Origin of the sequence: Siccirubricoccus deserti (assembly GCF_014283215.1) — a bacterium.
Classification (GTDB): Bacteria; Pseudomonadota; Alphaproteobacteria; order Acetobacterales; family Acetobacteraceae; genus Siccirubricoccus; species Siccirubricoccus deserti.
Window position 1 is genome coordinate 59,697 of record NZ_JACOMF010000005.1, and the last position, 17,696, is coordinate 77,392.

The window sequence follows — 17,696 nt, forward strand, 5'->3', positions numbered from 1 at the left end:
GGCAAGGTGTCGCCGGTCGGGCGATTGGGGGAGCGGAGCGCGCATGAGCACTGACGCAGGGCCGAGGGTCTTCCTCGATGGTTTCAACCTGGCCCTCCACCAGGGCACCGGCGTTGCGACCTATGCCCGCAACCTCAGCTTTGGCATGGCCCGGCTGGGCTTCGAGGTGGGGGTGCTCTACGGCACCCGCGCCGCCCACTCGCGCGACCCGCTCATCCGCGAGATCGCCTTTTTCGACGAACGCGTGGGCGAGCCGTCAAAGTGGCTGCAGGCGGTGCGCCGCGGCTATCGCATGGCTAGCTCGCCGGTCGGCGAGATGGCGGAGCGGGTGCCGATGTCCGGCACCGTCATCGCCACCACCTTTCGCGACCGGTTGCCCTACTACGACGAGATCTGGAACGCGCGGGAGGTGTTCCAGCAGGCGCATGCCCATTTCCAGGTGATGCGCGGGCTGTTGCCGGTGCGGATCCGCGGCCGGCGGCCCGATCTGATGCACTGGACCTATCCATTGCCGATCACCGTGCCCGGCACCCGCAACATCTATACCCTGCACGACCTGGTGCCGCTGCGGCTGCCCTACACCACCCTCGACAACAAGCGGCGCTATTTCCGGTTGAACCGGCTGCTCGGCCAGCGGGCCGACCACATCGTCACCGTCTCCGAGGCTTCGAAGCGCGACATCGTCTCGCTGCTCGGGGTGCCGGAGGAGAGGGTGACCAACACCTGGCAGGCAGTCGATATCCCGCGCAAATTCATCGAGGTGCCGATGCCGGCCGTCGCCGCCGAGGTGGAGGGCAGCTTCGGCCTGACGGCCGGACAGTACTGGCTGTTCTTCGGCGCCATCGAGCCGAAGAAGAACGTCGGCCGGATGATCCAGGCCTTCCTCGCCAGCAATGTCGACGGGCCGCTGGTCATCGTCGGCAAGAAGGCCTGGAAGTCGGACCAGGAGCTGCGCCTGATGTTCGACGACCACATCCGCACCATGGTGCTGGAGGGCGGCACCACCCTGCGCACGCGGCGGAAGATCATTCTGCTGGACTACGCCCCCTTCCGGCTGCTGGTGAACCTGATCCGCGGCGCCCGTGCGGTGCTCTTCCCCTCGCTCTATGAAGGCTTCGGCCTGCCGGCGCTGGAGGCGATGCTGCTCGGGACGCCGGTCATCACCTCCAACACCGCCTCCATGCCGGAGGTGGTGGGGGATGCGGCGCTGACCGTCGATCCCTACGACATCTCGGCGCTGGTCCAGGCGATCCAGGCGGTGGACGGCGACCCCGCGCTGCGCGCCCGGCTGGCCGAGGCCGGGCCGCGCCGCGCCGCGCTGTTCAGCCCGGAACGCTATGCGGAGCGGCTGGCGGCGCTCTATTCCAGGCTCGGCATCCCGGTGGCGGGGCCAGCCGATGCCGCGCCCAGCCGGCTGGCGGCCGAGTGATGCCGACCCCGCGGCGGCCCTTCGAGGCCGGCGACCTGCTGTATGGCGAGGACCAGGATTTCGTCATCACCCTCTACATCGCCCTGCTGCGGCGCTGGCCGGATGAGGGCGGCTACCGCCACTACCTGGAGCTGATCGCCAACCGTCCGGAGCGCCGGGCCGAGGCGCTGCGCGAAATCGCCGCCTCCGAGGAGGCGCAGCGCGTCGCCGCGCCTATGGTCATGCCCGCCACCGGCCCGATCCTGCCGAGTGACCCGCGCGGCGCGCTGCAGGTGGTGCTGGCGCTGCGCAGCGAATGGCTGGCCGAGCAGCTGACCGAGCTGCGCGAGGCGCTGGCCCTGCAGACCGGCGGGCCGGAGTTGGCCAGCCTCGGCGCCGAGGTGATCGAGTCGCGCGATGCGGCGCTGCGCTCCGAGCTCAGCGCGCTGCGGCGCGAGGTGGCGGAGCGGCTGGAGGGGGTGGTCGGCCTGCTCGGCCGTGCCGGGGTGCCGGAGGAGGCCGCTGTCGCCGCCACCGCCACCGCCGAGGAGCGCGCGGCCAAGGCAGTCTCCACCCTGCTTGCCGGCTATGTCGGCGACCTGCTGGCGGCGAGCCAGATGCAGACCGAGGCGAGGCTGCGGGCGCTGGAGGCCCGGATCCTGGCGCTCGAGGGCCGATGAGCAACGCTGCAACCGGAGCTGCGTCGCGGCCGGCCGTGCGCACCGGCCCGCCGCTCCCCGACCTCATCGTCTTCACCCCGCTGCCGCCCACCCGCTCCGGCATCGCCGCCTATGCGGCGGAGCTGCTGCCGCTGTTGGCCGGGACGCTGCGCATCGCCGCCGTGGTTGCCTCGGCACGCGACGTGGTGCCGCTGCCGGGCGTCGCGGTGATGGCCGAGGCCGAGTACCGCCGGCACGAGGCGCTGCATGCGCTGCCGCATCTGCACCAGCTCGGCAACAGCCTCGACCATGCGCATGTCTACCGCGCGGCGCTGCGGACACCGGGTGTGCTGGTGCTGCACGACCCGGTGCTGCACCATCTGGTGGAGGCGCTGACCCTCGCCCGTGGCGACTGGGCGGCCTACGAAGCGGCGCTGGCCGGCGAGTACGGCGCCGCCGGAAGGCGGCTGGCCCGGCTGCGGCGGGCCGGGCTGTTCGACCCGGCGCAGCGCTGGCTGCTGCCGCTGAACGGCGCAGTGCTGGACCGGGCGAAGGGTGTCCTGGTCCACAGCCGCTTCGCCGCCGGCCGCATCGACCGGATCGGCGGGCCGGAGGTGCGGGTGGTGCCGCACCACCTCTCGCCGCTGGTGCCGGCCGCCGACGGGCTGAGCCGAGAAGCCGCGCGCGTCCGGCTGGGCCTGCCGCAGGAGGTGCCGGTGCTGCTCTCGCTGGGCCATGCGACGCCGGCGAAGCGGATCGACCTGGTGCTGGCGGCGGTGGCGCGGCTGAAGGCGGCGGGATCGCCGCTGCTGCATGTCATCGCCGGTGCGTCGGACCCCGGTTTCGATCTGGCCGGGCTGGTCGGCTCGCTCGGCCTCGGCGACCGGGTGCGCATCACCGGCTGGCTCACGGAGGCGGATTTCCTCGCCCATGCCCGGGCCGCCGACCTGCTGGTGAACCTGCGTGCGCCGCTGGCGGGAGAAAGCTCCGGCGCGCTGGTGCGGGCCCTGGGGATGGGGCTGCCGGCGCTGGTGGATGATGCCGGGCCGGCAGCGGAATGGCCGGATGCGGTGGTGGCGAAGCTGCCGGTGGGACCGGAGCCGTTGCCGCGCCTCGGCGCGGCGATCGGCGCGCTGCTCGCCGACCCGGCCGGGCTGGCGGCGCGCGGGTCGGCGGCGGCGGTGCATGTCCGGGCCGCCTGCGCCCCGGCGGTCTCGGCGGCCGCCTATCTGGCGGCGCTGCGCGACTGGCGGTGACGCCTGATGGGCTTCGCCTGGTCGCGTATCGCGCGAGATCCAACACATTTCACGTGATCAAGTGGGTTTGACTTCGCAACTTCGTGCCCTAACGGCATAGTTACGACTTACTTACGAAAAGTATGCATGGAGATGCAATCGTGCCCACGACCGGGACATGGTCGTCCGGCGGTGATAATGCGTATGAGGGATGATTGGGGCATGGCGGATCGGGACAGGCCGGCGCTGAAGGTGCTGGTCGCGGAGGATGAGGCACTTGCGGCAATGGCCGTGGAGGATGTGCTCACCGGGTGCGGCCACACCGTGACCCTGGCGACGAACGGTGAGGATGCGCTGCACATGGCCAGGGCTTGCCATTTCGACGTTCTCATCACCGACCTGGCGATGCCGCGGATGACCGGCTGGGAGCTGCTCCACCAGCTGCGGCAGGAGCAGCCGGACCTGCCAGTGGTGGTGATGACCGGCTACCTGCCACCCGGCGGGCGGGAGATGCTGGTGAACGGCACCCAGACGCTGGTGGGGCTGCTGCTGAAACCCTTCACCATCACCCGGCTAGTGGAACTGCTGGAGGAGGTGGTGTCGCGGGCGCGGCGGCCTGCCCCCGTCGTGGAGGTGCGGCACCTGATGCAGGCGGCGGAGTAGGAGCTTCCCACAGGATCGCTTCGCCGTGTTGCGGGGGTACGATGATCCCTCCCGACCTGCGTTCCGGTATCCTGGGTGATCGGAGCGGATCGCGGCGGGGAGGTGAAGGCTGCGGCGCGAGACTCCGCTGTCAGGCACCGGCGCGATGCCGCAGGAGTGGCCGGGCCGGCGGTGGTTCGTTCATCCTTTTCCGCCACAGCTTCGGCCCTGTCGTGCCACCATCCGCGCCGAAGCTTCCGGCGCTGTCCGATTGACCTTGACCTCACGCCGCCGGCAGGGTGCACCGATGCGTTCATGGACCGTTTTGCTTGCCGCCTGCACCCTGCTCGCCACACTGGCCCAGGGCCAGAAGCCGCCGCCACTTGGCGTCGAGCCCGCCCCCATGGGGCCCAGCGGCAAGCCTGCCCCCAGCGGAATCCGGCCGGAGATGCTGCAGCCACAGCCCGGCTCCCGCGCCACCGCGCTGCCCGGCAAGCCGCCGCCGCTGCCACCCGGCGGCGGGCCCTTCGGCGGGGGTGATGCTGGCCGGCGCCAGGTCTCCTCCGGCACCGGCTTCGTGGTCGCGCCGGGGCGGCTGCTGACCAACCACCATGTGGCGGCCGGCTGCACCGAGATGCGGGTCCGCACCGCCGCCGGCGGCACCGAGCTGGTGGCGACCGTCGCGGCTCAGGACGAGCGGCGCGACCTCGCCCTGCTGAACATCCGCGGCGAGGTCGGGCCGCCGCTCACCTTCCGCGGCGGGCCGGAGCCGCGGCGGGGCGAGGGGGTGGTGACCTATGGCTTCCCCCTGGCCGGGCTGCTCTCCTCCGGCCCGACCCTCACCACCGGGGAGATCTCGGCGCTGGCCGGGCTGCGCGACAACCCGCGGCAGTTCCAGATCAGCGCGCCGGTGCAGCCGGGGAATTCCGGCGGCCCGCTGCTCGACATGCAGGGCCATGTGGTCGGCGTGGTGGTTTCCAAGCTGAACGCCCAGCGCATCGCCCAGAGCACCGGCGACATTCCGCAGAACGTCAATTTCGCGGTGAAGGGCACCGAGGCGCTGGAGTTCCTCCGCCGCAACGGGGTGGAGCCGCGGGTGAGCGCCTCCGCCGGCCCGCGCAGCGCGGCCGAGGTGGGGGAGCTGGCGCACCCATCCACGGTGTTCCTGCGCTGCATGCGGTAGTAGCGTCGGCCGCAACGGAGGAGAAATACCGATGCGGCCAGTCGATGCGCCGACCCTGAAGCGCTGGATCAATGACGGCGGGGAGCTTGCCATCCTCGATGCCCGCGAGGATGGCGAGTTCGGCAAATCCCATCTGTTCTGGGCCAATCCCTGCGGCCAGTCCCGCGCCGAGCTGCGGGCCCGCGCGCTGTTGCCGCGCAAGGGTGTCCGCATCGTCTGCGTCGATGGCGGGGAGGGCGGGCTGGCGGTGCGGCTGGCCGGCTACCTCGAAGGCATCGGCTATGCCGAGGTGGCGGTGCTGGAGGGTGGCACCAGGGCCTGGGCGGCGGCCGGCTACGTGCTGTTCTCCGGGGTGAACGTGCCTTCCAAGGCCTTCGGCGAATGGGTCGAGCACCATTACGGCACGCCCTCCGTCGATCCCGGCGAGCTGCATGCGATGATCGAGGGTGGCACCGACATGGTGATCCTCGACAGCCGGCCGATGGAGGAATTCCACCGCATGTCCATCCCCGGCGCCATCGACGTGCCGGGCGGCGAGCTGGTCTACCGCATCGGCGAGATCGCGCCCGACCCGAACACCACCATCGTGGTGAACTGCGCCGGCCGGACCCGCAGCATCATGGGTGCGGAATCGCTGCGCAGCGCCGGGGTGCCGAACAAGGTCGTGGCGCTGCGCAACGGCACCATGGGATGGGAGCTGGCGGGCTTTTCCTGCGACCGTGGCCGCGATGCGAGCTTCCCGCGCGGCACGCCTGCGAGCCTCGGCACCGCCCTTTCGCGTGCCACCGCCTTCGCCGAGCGCTCCGGGGTGAAGACGATCGACCGCGCCGGGCTGGCGGCGCTGCTGGCCGATGGCAGCCGCACCACCCACGTGCTGGATGTGCGCGACCCGGCGGAATACGCCGCCGGCCACCTGCCGGGCAGCCGCAACGCCCCGGGCGGGCAGCTGGTGCAGGGCACCGACAATTGGGTTGCCGTCCGCGGTGCCCGGATCGTGCTGGTGGATGACACCGGGGTGCGCGCCCGGATGACCGGCGGCTGGCTCCGCCAGCTCGGCCAATGGGAGGTCTTTGTGCTGGAAGCTGGCCTCGACGGGCCGCTGGAGACCGCGCCCTGGATGCCGGAATGCCCGGAGGCCGCCGCCATCGACGCGCCGCGCATTGCCCCCACCGCCCTGGCCGGGCTGCTGGAGAAGGGGGCCGCCCGCGTGGTGCAGCTCTCCCGCTCCATCGACTTCCGCGAGGCGCATCTGCCGGGCGCGCTCTGGGGCGTCCGCACCCGGCTGGCCGGGCTGGCCCCGGCGCTGGCCGGCGCCGCGCAGGTGGTGGTCGCCGCCCCGGATGATGCCATCGCCCGGCTGGCGGTGCCGGAGCTGCAGGGCCTGACCAAGGCCCCCGTTGCGGTGCTGGAAGGCGGAATCGCTGCCTGGAAGGCGGCCGGGCTGCCGCTTTCCGCCAATCGCCGCACCCCGGAGGATGCCGAGTGCATCGACGCCTACCTCCGCCCCTATGACCGCAATGACGGGGTCGAGGCGGCGATGCGGGAATACCTCTCCTGGGAGATCGACCTGGTGCACGAGGTTGCCCGGGATGGCGATGCCCGCTTCGGCCAGGCTTGAGCCGCTTCGCCGCTTCGGGCGCCGCCTCGGGATCGGTGCGCTCGACCTGCTGCTGCCGCCGCATTGCCTGACCTGCGATGCGGCGGTCGACCGCCAGGGGACGATGTGCGGCCCCTGTTTCGCCGGCCTCTCCTTCGTCGGCGCGCCTTGCTGCGGGTGCTGCGGCGTGCCCTTCCCGCATGCGGGCGTCGGCACGCCCTCGGCCGCCGGGCCGCTCTGCCCGGGCTGTGCCGGGCGGAAGCCGAGCTTCGGCCAGGCGCGGGCGGCGTTGCGCTATGATGCCGGGTCGCAGCGGCTGATCCTGCCCTTCAAGCATGCCGACCGGACCGAGCTGGCAGGGCCGCTGGCGGCCCACATGGCTCGTGCCGGGGCGGCGCTGCTGGCACGGGCGGATCTGCTGGCGCCGGTGCCGCTGCATTGGCGGCGGCTGCTCTCCCGCCGCTACAACCAAGCGGCGCTGCTCTCGGCCCGGCTGGCCCGGCGGGCCGGGAAACCCGACATCCCCGACCTGCTGCGCCGCCGCCGCGCCACCCCGCCGCTTGGCGAGCGCGGCGCGGCGGAGCGCACAGCGGTGCTGGCCGGGGCCTTCGCCATCGCCCGCCCGGCACGGATCGCCGGAAGGCGGGTGCTGCTGGTGGATGACGTCATGACCTCCGGCGCCACCGCCGAAGCCTGCGCCCTGGCGCTGCTGGAGGCCGGGGCGGCGGCGGTGGATGTGCTGGCCGCGGCCCGGGTGCCCGACCCGCGCCTGGAAGCAGCTTGATTCGGACGCGGGCATCACCAAAATCCGGTGCATGCCCAAAGTCGAAATCTACACCACCCCGTTCTGCCCCTTTTGCGACCGCGCCAAGGCGCTGCTGACGAAGAAGGGTGTCGCCTTCGAGGAATTCGATGCGCCGCATGGCTCGCAGGCCCGCAGGGATGCCATCGCACGCTCCGGCGGCCGCTCCACCGTGCCGCAGATCTTCATCGACGGCAGGGCGATCGGCGGCTCGGACGATCTTGCCGCGTTGGAGCGGGCGGGGAAGCTGGATGGGCTGCTCGCGGCCTGAGAGGCGGAAAAATCCCGTGGCGCAAGGAGATGGCACTCGCCGCTGAGGAGTGCCAAGCTTATATGCTGAGCAGCGCCCCGGCATTGGCGCGGGGCCGAGGAAGAGCGGGATGATTCACTACGACCTCCGTTGCGGGTCCGGTCACGAGTTCGACGGCTGGTTCAAGGACAGCGAGGCCTACAACAAGCAGGCCAAGGCCGGCTTCGTGCAGTGCCCGGTCTGCGGCGGCACCGAGGTGACCAAGCAGCTCATGGCCCCGGCGATCCCGAAGAAGGGCCGCAAACGGGTGCAGGAGGTTCCGCCCCCGCTGGCCGAGGCGCCGGCGGCACCCCCGGCTGCCACGCGCAGTCAGGCCGCTGCTGGCCCGGTGCCGGCCCAGGTGATGGCGCTGCTGCAACGCATGCGGTCCGAAGTCGAGAAGCATTGCGATTACGTCGGCAATGAGTTTGCCGAGGAAGCCCGCAAGATCCATCGTGGCGAAAGCGACCGCCGCGGCATCTACGGCGAGGCCAGCGATGCCGATGCCGATGCGCTGCGCGAGGAAGGCATCGAGGTGGCGCGGATCCCCTGGGTGCCGCGGGCCGACGGCTAGAGAGAGCCCTCCCTGTCACGGCCGGACTTGATCCGGCCATCTCAAACCCTGGTTGTCGCCCAATCCAGGATGTGCGGGTCAAATCCGCGCATGACGTGCAGGGGGCGGCTGCGACAGCGCCGCCGCCGCGGCCAGCGCCAGCAGCTCCGTTCCCACCCACCATTCCTGCCAGGTGCCGAAGCTCAGCATGGCGGTGACGCTGCCAGCCGCCAGCATCGCCGTCGCCACCGGCGGCGCGGCGGAGCGTGCCGCCGCCAGCCCCAGCAGCCAGGCCAGCGCCGCCGCCAGCAGCACCCCGGGCAGCCCCAGCTCCAGCCGCAACTGCAATGGCCCGTTATGCGGGTGCAGCGGCAGCAGCTCGGCCCGCGGCGCCCAGCTCTCGGCATGCGGGCTGGTCAGGCCGAAGCGTTCCCGCACCGCCGGGCTCGGCGCATCATGGTTGCCGGGGATGTTGCGGCTGGCTTCCATGCCCCAGCCAAGCCAGGGCCGCTCGGCGATGCGATCGCCGACGAAGTCCCAGATCAGCAGCCGATGCGCCGCCGAGGGCGGTAGCCCGGCCGCGGGCACGCCGCCCGCCAGTACCGGGCCGAGCACCGCCGGTGTCGCCAGAATCGCCACCGCCAGCGCGGCCCCCAGCGCCCGCGGCACCAGGCGAGGCGCCGTCCAGGCGGCGAGCCCAGCCACCCCACCGGCCACCACTGCGATCCGCGCCGACTCGCCTGGCAGCGCCAGCAGCACCGCCGCGCCGCCAACCAGCCCAAACCCGCGTAGCCAGCGCGGCAGCGGCGCCACAGCCAGCAGCGGCAGCCACAGCGCCATGGCCGAGGCCGCCGGCTTCAGCCCGAATTGCAGGCTCGGCGGAATCTCCCGCAGCCCGCGCACCAGGGCGCGGATGGCATTGCCGGTGGCGAAATCGAGCCCCGCCAGGACGAGGCCCGCCGCCAGCCCACCGCTCGCCACCAGCAGCAACCGCATTTGCGCCGCGGCGTCATCCGCCGCGACCGCCCGCACCGCCGCCGCGCCCAGGGCAACGAAGCCGCCGATCTGCAAGGCGGTGAAACCCGCCAGCCCCGGCCGCGGCGCCCAGAGCGCCGTCACCGCTGCCCAGCCGAACAACGCCAGCGCCACCAGCGCCGCGGTACCGCGCGGCCAGGGCCAGGACCCCTGCCGCTGCCGATGCAGCACCACGCAGCCAAGCAATGCCGCCAGCGCAATCGGCGCCAGCGCCTTGGATTGCAGCACCCCGGCCACCGGCGCCACCGCCAGCCCGATCGCCAGCGGCAGGCTCGGGGCCACGCGGGTGGCGCGCCCCGAGACCGCAGTCGTCGTGCTCAAACCGCGGCGATGCTCTCGCGCCGCACCGTCACCGTGATCTCGTCGAGCGACTTGCCGAAGCGGTTCAGCATCTCGTCGATCTCCTCCTCGGTGATGATCAGCGGCGGCGAGAAGCCAAGGCTGTCATTGGTCATGGCGCGGAGGATGACGCCGTTCTGCTCGCCGATCTTGGTCAGCCGGATGCCGACCTTCTGCGCCGGGTCGAAGTTCTTCTTCGCTGCCTTGTCGGCCACCAGCTCGACACCGGCGATCAGCCCGGTGCCGCGGACCTCGCCGACCAGCGGATGGTCGGCGAAGCGGCGGCGCAACTCCTTCTGCATATGCGCGCCGACGCGCTGCACATGCTTCCCGATCTCCATCTCGTCGTAGATCTTCAGTGTCTCGATGGCGACGGCCGCCGGCACCGGATGGCCGGAATAGGTGAAGCCATGGCCCCAGGTGCCGATGGAGGATGACCCCTCGGCAATGCCCTGGAACACCCGCTCATTCACCATCACCGCCGAGATCGGCAGGTAGGAGGCGCTGAGCGCCTTGGCGCAGACCAGGATATCCGGCTCGATGCCGAGGGTCTGGCTGCCCCAGTAGTTGCCGGTGCGCCAGAAGCCGCAGATCACCTCATCCACCACGAAGAGCACGTCATGCTTCTTCAATACCGCCTGGATCTTCGGGAAATAGGTCTCGGGCGGCAGGATCACGCCGCCGGCGCCCATGATCGGCTCGGCCCAGAAGGCGGCGACCGTCTCCGGGCCCTCGGCCACGATCCTGGCGTCCAGCTCCTCGGCCAGGCGGGTGGCGAAGGCGTCCTCGGACTCGCCGGGCAGGGCGTTGTGGTAGTGGTGCGGCGTGCCGACGTGGTGGAAGCCCGGCAGCGGCAGGTCGAACAGCTTGTGGTTGGCCGGCAGGCCGGTGAGGCTCGCCGCCGCCAGGGTGATGCCGTGGTAGCCCTTCAGCCGGGCGATGATCTTCTTCTTCTCCGGCCGGCCGATGGCGTTGTTCATGTACCAGATCATCTTGATGGCGCTGTCATTCGCCTCGGACCCCGAGTTGGCGAAGAACACCTTGCTCATCGTGACCGGCGCGCGCTCGATCAGCATTTCGCTGAGGTCGATCAGCGGCTCATGCGATTTGGCGGTGAAGGAATGGTAGAAGGGCAGCTTGCGCATCTGCGCCGCCGCCGCCTGCACCAGCCGCTCGTTGTCGAAGCCGAGGCTGGCGCACCACAGGCCGGCGACGCTCTCGATGTATTCCTTGCCCTGGTCGTCGTAGACCCGCACGCCCTGGCCACGGCTGATCACCACCGGGCCGGCTTGCAGATGCGCCTTGTGGTCGGTGTAGGGGTGCAGCGCATAGGCGATATCGCGGGCGGCATTGGAATTGCGGGGCGGGTTCATGTCCGGGCCTTCTCTACGGTCGCCGGAGCTTACGCCAGGAATGGGCCGCGACCCAAGAGATGGTGGATCATGGCGTCCAGTGGCCGGTCGCAGCCTTGTCGGCCCGCCCCGGATGGACGGCCCCCGCCCGGCGGTGGCAGATAACCGCCACGGGTGAGAGGATGATGCGATGACCGAAATCAAGCCGCACGCCGCGCATTGGGGTTATTTCGATGCGGTGGTGGAGAACGGCCGCGTCACCGGCATCCGCCCCTTCGGCCCCGATCCCTTCCCGGGCGCCTTGATCGAGAGCGTGCCGGACGCCGTCCATGCCGCCGCCCGCATCGACCGCCCCCATGTCCGGAAGGGCTGGCTGGAGGGCAGGCGCCGCGGCCATCTGCGCGGCGGTGACCCCTTCGTGCCGGTCTCCTGGGACCAGGCCACGCGGCTGCTGGCGGAGGAGACCGCGCGAGTCCGCGCCGAGCACGGGCCGACCGCGATCTACGGCGGCTCCTACGGCTGGTCATCGGCCGGGCGCTACCATCATGCGAAGACGCAATTGCAGCGTTTCCTCGGCCTCGGTGGCGGCTACACCACCTCGGTCACCGCCTATTCCTACGCCACGGCGCAGACCCTGCTGCCGCATATCCTCGGCACCAATGAGGTGCTGCTGGGACGGGTGACGGACTGGCAGGCGATCGCCCGGCACGCGAAGCTGATGCTCTGCTTCGGCGGGCTGGCGGCGAAGAACGGGCTGGTGAACTCGGGCGGCGCCGGGCGGCACGACTACATGGTGCTGATGCGCCGTGCCGCCGCCGCCGGCGTCCGCTTCGTCAACATCAGCCCCTACAAGGGCGATGTGGAGGATGAGCTCGGCGCCGAATGGGTGCCGATCCGCCCCGGCACCGACGCGGCGATGATGCTGGCGATGGCGCAGGTGCTGGTCGAGGCGGGGCGCGAGGATCGCGACTTTCTCGCCAGCCATTGCACCGGCTGGGAGAGGCTGCGCCCTTACATCACTGGCGAGGCCGATGGCACGCCGAAGACCCCGGATTGGGCGGCGCCGATCACCGGCGTGCCGGCGGAGACCATCCGCCGCCTGGCGCTGGAATGCGCCGCGAAGCCTACCATGCTGACCGCCGCCTGGTCGTTGCAGCGGGCGGATTACGGCGAGCAGCCCTATTGGATGCTGATCGCCCTGGCCGCCATGCTCGGCGCCATCGGCAAGCCGGGCCAGGGCGTCGCCTTCGGCTACGGCAGCATCAACGGCATGGGCACGCCGCGGAAGGAGTTGCCGGCGGTCTCCTCCCCGCCGATCCGCAACCCGGTCGGCCTCTACATCCCCGTCGCCCGCGTTACCGAGATGCTGGAGCGGCCGGGCGAGGTGCTGCAGTACAACGGCCGCGACATCGTGCTGCCGGATATCCGCATCATCTGGTGGGCCGGCGGCAACCCCTTCCATCACCACCAGGACCTGCCGCGCCTGCAGCGCGCCTGGGCGCGGGCCGAGACCATCGTGGTGCAGGAGCCCTGGTGGACCGCGGTCGCCCGTCATGCCGACATCGTGTTGCCGGCAACCACCACGCTGGAGCGCAACGACATCGCCTCCTCCAGCCGCGACCGCTTCGTCCGCGCCATGCACCAGGCGATCCCGCCGCTGGCCCAGGCGCGCAACGACGCCGACATGCTGGCCGATGTGGCCGACGCCCTCGGCTACCGCGACCGCTTCACCGAGCAGCGTGACGAGGGCGCCTGGCTGCGCCACCTCTACGAACGCTGGCGCCAGGCCTGCGCCCCGCGCGGCTTCCAGGCGCCGAGCTTCGAGGCGTTCTGGGCCGCCGGCCATATCGAGGTGCCGGACATCGCCCCCGGCGAGGAATACACGCAATTCGCCGATTTCGCCGCCGCTCCGGCGGCGGCGCCGCTCAACACCCCGACCGGCAAGGTCGAGCTTTTCTCGGAGACCATCGCCAGCTTCGGCTATGACGACTGCCCCGGCCATCCGGTGTGGATCGCCCCGCGCGAATGGCTCGGCGCCGAGTTGGCGAAGGACTACCCGCTGCACCTGCTGAGCTTCCAGCCGGCGACGAGGCTGCATGGCCAGCTCGACACCGGCCGCGTCGCCAATGCCGACAAGATCCAGGGCCGCGAGCCGATCCACCTGAATGCCGCCGACGCCGCCGCCCGTGGGCTGCGCGACGGCGATATCGTCCGGGTCTTCAACGCTCGCGGCGCCTGCCTCGGCGGCGTGCGGATCAAGCCGGACATGCTGCCCGGCGTCTGCGCCATGGCGACCGGTGCCTGGTACAACCCCGCCACCCCGGGCGACCCGGACGCCACCTGCCTCCACGGCAACCCCAATGTGCTGACCGCCGATATCGGCACCTCTCGCCTCGGCCAGGGTCCCTCGGCGCAATCCTGCCTGGTGCAGGTGGAGAAATGGACGGGGCCGCTGCCGCCGGTCACCGCGCATGTCCCGCCACGGGTCGAGGAGCCCGTCGCTTGATCCGCCGCCGCGCGCTGCTCGCCGCCCCCTTCGCCACGCCCGCCCTGGCGCAGCCGCGTCGCGCCGCGCTCACCGGCCTCGCCCTGCCGGTGAAGCAGGATGACACGGTGGCGCCCGGCTTCCGGCGCGACCCGCTGATCCGCTGGGGCGACCGCGTCATCTTCGACGCCCCGGCCTGGAACCCCGCCCGGACCGACGCCGATGCCGCTTCGGCGCAATTCGGCTGGGATGCCCGGGTGGTCGGCGTCGCCGCGCCCCAGCAGCAGGCGGCCGACAACATCCCGCGGGCCATCCTGGCCGTGGTCCATCCGACGGTCGATCCCGTCATGGCCTTCCCCGGCGGCCGCGACCAGCCGGCGGTCGCCGCCGCCATGCAGGGTGCCTCGCTGCTCAACATCGAGAAGCAGGGCAGCCGCTGGGTGGTGGTGGATGGCGGCTACCAGAGCCGGCGCCTCTCCGCCGCGACGCTCTGCCGCATGACCGGGCCGAACCCGGGCAGCGGCAGCGTGCTCGGCGTCCTCGGCCTCGGCGGCGGCTGCGTGACGCCCTGGGGGACGCTGCTGCTGGCCGAGGGTGATCCGGGTTTCTGGACCGGGCGCCTCACCGGCCTCGACCCCGCCGGCTTCGGCTGGGTGGTGGAAGTAAACCCCTTCGACCCGCAATCCGTGCCGGCCAAGCGCAGCGCCCTCGGCCGGTTCCCGCATGGCGACGTGGCGGCGACCCTGGCGCGGGACGGCCGCGCGGTGGTCTACCTGACCGACCGCCGGGTCGGCGGGTTCCTGTTCCGCTTCCTCTCCGCCGGCCCGGCGACGGCCGAGGATGTGCTGGATTCAGGCACCCTCGCGGTCTGCCGGATGGAGGCCGACCGGATCACCTGGCTGCCCCTGCCGGCTGGCGCGGATCCGCTGGCGGCGGCAACCCAGGCCGGCGGCAGCCCGCTGGACACGCCGGCGGGCCTCGGCCTCGACCCGACCGGTCCACGGCTGCTGCTGGCCTGCCACGGCAGCCCGGTGCGGCCGGCCGGGCATGTGATCGAGATCTCCGCCGCCGGCGGCGATGACGGCGCGAACACTGCCGCGGCGGTGCTGCTCTTCGCCGCCGGCAACCCGAACAGCGCCGATGCCCGCTACGGCCGCGCCGGCCTGCCCATGGGCAGTGCCTGGCCGGAAAACCCCGATACCGTCATGGTCGATAGCCGCGGCCGCGCCTGGGTCGGCACCGACCGCGGCGGCCGCGTCGGGCCGCAGGCGGAAGGGCTCTACGGCGTCGACCTCGACGGGCCGCGGCGGGGTGTGCCGCTGCCGGTCTATGGCGCCCCACGCGGCGCCTCGGTCGGCGGCGCGGCGATGACGCCGGATGGCGAGGCGATGTTCGTCGCCGTGCGCCACCCGGGGGCGGAGCCCGGGGCGAGCTTCGACCGGCCCGGCACCCGCTGGCCTGCCTTCCAGCCCGGCGTGCCGCCGCGCAGTACGCTGATCGGGCTGGCGCGGCAGGGGTGAGGAGGAATACGAAGTAAAATCAAAGGCGGGATCGCTGGTTCCGCGCCCGATTGAACGCTTGCGTTCAACCGGTTGGGGACAAGCATCTCCTAGACCCTGACATGGGTCTGGGCTTGGCCGGCTCTCCAGGCCCGGCGCGGAACCAGCCAGGTTGATGGCCGGGTCGGGCCCGGCCACGACGGCCCGCGGTGGGACAGCAACGCCCATGCTGCCTACTTCGCCGGCGCCGCCTCCAGCGCCTCGACCAGCAGCGTCAGCAGCCGGGCGCCGAACTCCCGCATATTGGCGATGCGGTCGCCATGGCCGGTTTCCACCGTCGCGGTCCGGCTGACCGGCCCGGCGACGCCTAGGCAGACGTGCCCGGCGGCGTCGCCGTAGCGGTTGCCGGTGGGCCCGGTGGCGCCGGTCTCGCCGAGGCCCCAGACCGTGCCCAGCCGCTGCCGCGCGCCTTCCGCCAGCAGCGCCGCATAGGGTTCGGTGGCGGCGCGGACGCCTTCCAGCTTCGCCGCCGGGATCGCCAGCAGCACCTCGCGCGCCGCGCGGGTGTAGACCACCGTGCCGCCAAGGAAATAGGCGGAGGCCCCCGGCACCGCGAGCAGCGCCGCGGAAACCAGCCCGCCCGCCGAGCTTTCCGCCACGGCGATGGTCTCACCGCGCGCCTTCAGCAGTGCCCCGGCCCGCGCGGCGATCGGCAACAGCGTGTCCATCGGCATCTCCTCCCAAAGCCGGCAGCAGACCAGCCCCGGGCAGTGTGCTGCAAGCCCCCCGAGGGTAGGGGCTGGAGGGGTGCCAGCGGGAGCGTGATTCCGCGCGGCTCCCACAAGCTGCGCATTCTCTGCCTGCCACAACCGGAGAGACTGCATGCACCTTGGGCGGATCGGCACCCACACCCGCGATGGCCGCTTTCCCTGGCGTGGCGCCGCCCTGCTGCTGTTGGCAGCGGCGCTGGTGTTCGGCGCGGCGACGCTGCTGCGTGGCACGGAATACGATGAGAACTACTCGGTCTTCGTCACCGGCGGCATCGCCCGGCCGGCCTGGCCCACCACCCCCTTCACCGCCACCGAGGTGCCGGCGCCCTTCCATGACCATGCCGATCTCGGCACCGTCACCGAGCTGATCCGCCGCACCGACGTCCATCCGCCGCTGTATTTCTGGCTGCTGCATGGCTGGCGAGCGGTGGTCGGGGATGGGCTGCCGGCGCTGCGGCTGCTCAGCGTGGTGTGCGCCCTGGGCGCCCTGCTGGCCTGGATGCGGGCGGCTTGGCTGGCCGGGCTGCCACCGCTGGTCACCGGCGCGCTGCTGGCGCTGTCCTACGGCTTCGGGCTGACCGGGCATGTGGTTCGCGGCTATGCGCTGGCGCATCTGCTGGTCGGGCTGACGGTGCTGGCGGCGGTCGCCGCCTGGCGCAAGCCGGGGCTGCTGCGGGCCGGGCTGGCCGGGCTGGCGGGCGGGCTGGCCTGCCTCACCAACTATCTTGCCGTCTTCCCGGTGGGGGTGGTGCTGGCTTGGCTGGTGCTGACGACGCCGGGCTGGGGCCGGCGGCTACGGGTGGCGCTGGTGGCCGGCGTGCCCTGCCTGGCGCTGCTCGGGATGGCCGGTTCCGTCTGGCTGTCGCAGCGCGCCAGCGCGGTGAGCCAGAGCGCCGAGCAATTCGACGCGCTGCCGCTGCTCGCCACCCTGGCGCGGCTGGCGCAGTACGAGGCAGCGATCCTGCTCGGCGGGCTGCCGCTCTACGTCCCCGCGGGGCTGCCGCGGGCCGCGCTCGGCGCCGCCCTGGTGCTGCTGCTGGTCGCGGTGGCGCTGGCCATGCTGTGGCGCTGGCGCGGCCTCGGTCCGCTGCGCTGGATGTGGCTGGCAGCGGCGCTGGCGCCACCGCTCGGGCTGCTGGTGTTGGGCGCGCTGTTCGGCACGGTGCCAGTGGAACTGCGCTACCTGGTGCTCGGCGCGCCCTTCTTCGCCGTGCTCGGTGCCGCGACGGTCCAGGCCTGGTACCGGGAGGCGCCGCGGGCCGCCGCCTGGGGCCTTGGGCTGGTGCTGGCGGTGCAGGCGGCGGGGACCCTCGGCATGGTGCTGCATCCGGCGACCCAGCAGCCGTTCCGCGCCGCCGTCGCTGCCCTGGCGCCGGCGCTGCGCCCACCGACCCTGCTGCTGGTGCCCTTCGGCCAGGATGGCGTCGGCATCGTCGGCAGCCTGTTGCGGGAACTGCCGCCGGACCAGCCGATCCTGGTGCTGCGCACGGCGGATGCGGCGGCGGTACCGGATCGGGTGGCCGGGGCCTGCCGGCTGCTGCTGTTGGGCTTCGGCGAGCGTGACCGGGCCAGCGCGGCGCAGGTGGCGGCGGCCGCGGCGGCGCTGGCGGCGGCCCCGGGCTGGCGGGAGGACGCGGTCCTGTGGCGGGAGGAGCGGGGCGGGCTGGCACGGCTTTACCTCGCCGGGCCTGGGTGCATGCCGGGGGCTGGCCGGGACACCGGCCAGGAGCGTCGGTAGTTGCAGCATCGGTTTCGCAAAAATATCTGCGAGGGCAAAATTTTGCATTTAACAGCCGAGATATTGCTGAACTGAAAGTAGAACATCGCAGAAGCTACAGTAGTCTTTAC

The 17,696-nt window shown here is 72.0% G+C and carries 15 protein-coding genes; 12 read left to right on the forward strand and 3 right to left on the reverse strand.

All coding sequences use genetic code 11. The features are described 5' to 3' along the window. Positions 1–43: 43 nt before the first annotated feature. The 9 genes from H7965_RS06300 (at position 44) to H7965_RS06340 (ending at position 8,389) form a co-directional block, all read left to right on the forward strand. Positions 44–1,429 carry a glycosyltransferase family 4 protein gene (locus tag H7965_RS06300; RefSeq protein WP_186769709.1) on the forward strand — a complete coding sequence of 462 codons (1,386 nt, stop codon included), beginning with the start codon at positions 44–46 and terminating at the stop codon, positions 1,427–1,429. Further along, a complete protein-coding gene (locus H7965_RS06305; RefSeq protein WP_186769710.1) occupies positions 1,429–2,088 on the forward strand; it encodes a DUF4214 domain-containing protein in 660 nt (219 codons plus the stop codon). Before H7965_RS06300 ends, H7965_RS06305 begins: the two co-directional genes overlap by 1 nt. After that, positions 2,085–3,323, forward strand: a complete 1,239-nt coding sequence (locus H7965_RS06310; RefSeq protein WP_186769711.1) for a glycosyltransferase family 4 protein — start codon at positions 2,085–2,087, stop codon at positions 3,321–3,323. Before H7965_RS06305 ends, H7965_RS06310 begins: the two co-directional genes overlap by 4 nt. A 201-nt stretch (positions 3,324–3,524) precedes the next feature. Beyond that, positions 3,525–3,965, forward strand: coding sequence for a response regulator (locus H7965_RS06315; protein WP_186769712.1), 441 nt, complete (start codon positions 3,525–3,527; stop codon positions 3,963–3,965). A gap of 286 nt (positions 3,966–4,251) precedes the next feature. Then, entirely contained in the window at positions 4,252–5,127 is an 876-nt protein-coding gene (locus H7965_RS06320; protein WP_229682494.1) for a S1C family serine protease, read from the forward strand. 31 nt (positions 5,128–5,158) lie between these two features. Further along, positions 5,159–6,745 (forward strand): rhodanese-like domain-containing protein, encoded by a 1,587-nt coding sequence (locus tag H7965_RS06325; RefSeq protein ID WP_186769713.1) that lies wholly within the window; start codon positions 5,159–5,161, stop codon positions 6,743–6,745. Further along, entirely contained in the window at positions 6,717–7,508 is a 792-nt protein-coding gene (locus H7965_RS06330; RefSeq protein WP_229682493.1) for a double zinc ribbon domain-containing protein, read from the forward strand. Before H7965_RS06325 ends, H7965_RS06330 begins: the two co-directional genes overlap by 29 nt. Positions 7,509–7,539: 31 nt before the next feature. Next, complete coding sequence (gene grxC, locus H7965_RS06335; protein WP_186769714.1) at positions 7,540–7,797, forward strand: glutaredoxin 3; 258 nt, start codon at positions 7,540–7,542, stop codon at positions 7,795–7,797. A 109-nt stretch (positions 7,798–7,906) separates the two neighbouring features. After that, on the forward strand, positions 7,907–8,389 hold the full coding sequence (locus H7965_RS06340; RefSeq protein WP_186769715.1) for a DUF1178 family protein: 483 nt from the start codon (positions 7,907–7,909) through the stop codon (positions 8,387–8,389). Between the two features lie 78 nt (positions 8,390–8,467). Here H7965_RS06340 and H7965_RS06345 read toward each other — a convergent pair whose 3' ends face one another. Next, a complete protein-coding gene (locus H7965_RS06345; RefSeq protein ID WP_186769716.1) occupies positions 8,468–9,724 on the reverse strand; it encodes an O-antigen ligase family protein in 1,257 nt (418 codons plus the stop codon). Beyond that, positions 9,721–11,115, reverse strand: coding sequence for an aspartate aminotransferase family protein (locus H7965_RS06350; protein ID WP_186769717.1), 1,395 nt, complete (start codon positions 11,113–11,115; stop codon positions 9,721–9,723). The genes H7965_RS06345 and H7965_RS06350 overlap by 4 nt, the downstream gene beginning before the upstream one ends. Before the next feature lie 169 nt (positions 11,116–11,284). On the opposite strand from H7965_RS06350, the gene H7965_RS06355 reads away from it, so the two are divergent. Beyond that, complete coding sequence (locus H7965_RS06355) at positions 11,285–13,600, forward strand: molybdopterin-dependent oxidoreductase (RefSeq protein WP_186769718.1); 2,316 nt, start codon at positions 11,285–11,287, stop codon at positions 13,598–13,600. Next, a complete protein-coding gene (locus tag H7965_RS06360) occupies positions 13,597–15,099 on the forward strand; it encodes a PhoX family protein (RefSeq protein ID WP_186769719.1) in 1,503 nt (500 codons plus the stop codon). Before H7965_RS06355 ends, H7965_RS06360 begins: the two co-directional genes overlap by 4 nt. 212 nt (positions 15,100–15,311) lie before the next feature. Here H7965_RS06360 and H7965_RS06365 read toward each other — a convergent pair whose 3' ends face one another. Beyond that, entirely contained in the window at positions 15,312–15,806 is a 495-nt protein-coding gene (locus H7965_RS06365) for a CinA family protein (RefSeq protein ID WP_186769720.1), read from the reverse strand. A gap of 154 nt (positions 15,807–15,960) precedes the next feature. On the opposite strand from H7965_RS06365, the gene H7965_RS06370 reads away from it, so the two are divergent. Further along, the gene (locus H7965_RS06370; RefSeq protein ID WP_186769721.1) at positions 15,961–17,586 is read left to right on the forward strand and encodes a glycosyltransferase family 39 protein; all 1,626 of its coding nucleotides are present in this window, start codon (positions 15,961–15,963) and stop codon (positions 17,584–17,586) included. Positions 17,587–17,696: the final 110 nt, after the last annotated feature.